General features: G+C 71.2%; 3 protein-coding genes. All 3 read right to left on the bottom strand.

Annotated elements, in window-relative coordinates; all coding sequences use genetic code 11:
* Positions 1 to 296 precede the first annotated feature (296 nt).
* Positions 297 to 938: an SRPBCC family protein gene (locus tag AC2CHG_RS31190; protein ID WP_262011825.1), complete on the bottom strand. Its 642-nt coding sequence runs from the start codon at positions 936 to 938 to the stop codon at positions 297 to 299.
* Complete coding sequence (locus AC2CHG_RS31185) at positions 935 to 1,300, bottom strand: ArsR/SmtB family transcription factor (protein WP_194799170.1); 366 nt, start codon at positions 1,298 to 1,300, stop codon at positions 935 to 937. The genes AC2CHG_RS31190 and AC2CHG_RS31185 overlap by 4 nt, the downstream gene beginning before the upstream one ends.
* 91 nt (positions 1,301 to 1,391) lie before the next feature.
* The coding region (locus tag AC2CHG_RS31180; protein WP_484526184.1) for a peptidoglycan recognition protein family protein at positions 1,392 to 1,993 on the bottom strand (602 nt) is incomplete at its 5' end.

Genomic DNA, 1,993 nt, shown 5'->3' with positions numbered 1-1,993 from the left:
GGCAGCACATACCACCCGACCCAAGATCCCTACCACGTGACACATGTATCGGGACTTCAACGCTGACAGATGTCATGGGACTGAACAGCCCCTATGGGGACCATTTCCTACCAAGATCTCTCGCCGGGGCGGGCGCCAACTCTCCACCGCGCCCCGTGGTCCTCGCCGATCTTGCGCTTTGGTGCCCCGCAATCCAGGCGGAAAGGGGCATCACAAGGGCCCGAACTGCAAGATCGGCGAGGCGAGGCGAGGCGAGGCGAGGCGAGGCGAGGCGAGGCGGGGCGAGGGCGGGAGGGTTAGGGAGTGGGGGCGCCTGTGTAGAACGCGGTTACTCGGGTGCCTGCCGTCCGCGCCTGCTCGGTGGGGGTGCCGGACTCGATGCTCGCCCTTGTCCAGCTCTCGCTGGACTCGGTGACGAAACTGCGGCCCTCCTCCGAGGCCATCCAGTCGGCTGCGGTGGCCGGATCGACGCCCGTGCCGTCGGCGGCGAAGTGGGAGGCCAGGCCGACCAGCGCCAGGTCCCAGCCGATGCCGACCGCGCCCGGACCGTACTCGGCCCACCGCTGGTCGTCGACGTGCGCGACGTGTTCCAGCTCGAAACGGGTGCGCCCCGGGCCGGCCTCGCGCAGCCGCACCTCGATCCAGCTCACCTCGCCGCCGAACTCCCAGGTGGCGGCGAAGCCGTGCGGCGGATCGCACCGTTCGACGGTGCCGCCGGCGTTGCCCTCCAGCTGGTACCGGCCGCCGAGGCTCAGGTCACCGGAGACCGGCAGGAACCAGCGGGGTATCCGTTCCGGGTTCGTGCAGGCGTCGAAGACGTCGGCGACGGGTGCGTCGTACGTCTGGGCGATGGTGAGCACCCGCGCCTGCCCGGCGGGGAGCGTACGGTCGCCGACGCGGCGCTCGACGGCGCTGATCTGTCCGGTCACGTCGATCATGGTTCGGTCCTCTCGTCGTCTGTGGTGTCCTCGCGCAGCCGTCGTTCGCGGCGGCCCCGGGCCAGTTCGGTGGCGAGCGCCGCCAGTGGCGGGGTCCAGAAGCGGCGGAACCCGTCCAGCCACGCGTCGATCTCGCGCAGCGGGCCGGGGTCCACGGCGTAGAGGCGGCGGGTGCCCTGGGCGCGCACTGTGGTGAAGCCGTGGTCGCGCAGCACCTTGAGGTGCTGGGAGACGGCGGGCTGGCTGATGCCGAACTCGCGCCGCACGGTCTCGCCGAGCGCGCCGGCGGGCTGCTCGCCGTCGGCGAGCAGCTCCAGGATCCGGCGCCGGACCGGGTCGCCGAGGACGTCGAAGGCGTGCACGACCCTTTGTATCATGCACGGCTTATATAAGCGAGGACTGACGTATCGCGGGGCGCCCGTCGCACCCGGGCGCCCCGCGTACCCCCGTGGGTCAGCCGCCGAGACGGGCGGCGACGGTACGGCGCAGCTCCGGAAGGCGGCCGTGCAGCAGGCCCGGGCACTGCGTGTCGTTGAAGTCCTTGTGCCCGTAGATCTCGGTGGGCGCGATGCCGTACTGCTGGCAGGTGAACGCGCAGAACGTGACCAGGCTGTTCCAGAGCGCCTGGGGCGGCTGCACGTCCACGTAGATGCCGTCGTTCTCGATGCCGATGGCCTGGCTGTTCTGCCCGACGCAGTGCGCGCCCTGCACCATGGTCTGGCCGTGCAGCAGCGCGTAGAGGCTGCCGTGCCGGCCCTCGGTCAGGTAGCCGCCCCGGCTGTTGGTGAAGTGCTGCCCGGAGTCGAGCCAGCCGTTGCCGTCCATGTGCAGGTTCTGGATGTCGCGGGAGTTGCGGTACGCCTGGGCGAGGCTGTAGTCGGTGGTGTTCGGGAACGCCGTGTGGTGGACGATGATCTTGTTCGGCCGGCCGGCCACCACGCTCACCGGCGACGAGGGCGGGCGGGCGCCCCAGGTCGCGCAGTTGGCGATGGTCGGCTGGTCGACCCGGGTGGCGGCGGCCCGCGCGCCGGGGCCGGAGCCGATCTGGGTCAGCG

The sequence above is a fragment of the Micromonospora sp. ATLC20 genome (genome assembly GCF_057196585.1).
Note: the sequence above shows the minus strand (reverse complement) of the source record. Positions and strands in the feature narration are given on the sequence as shown.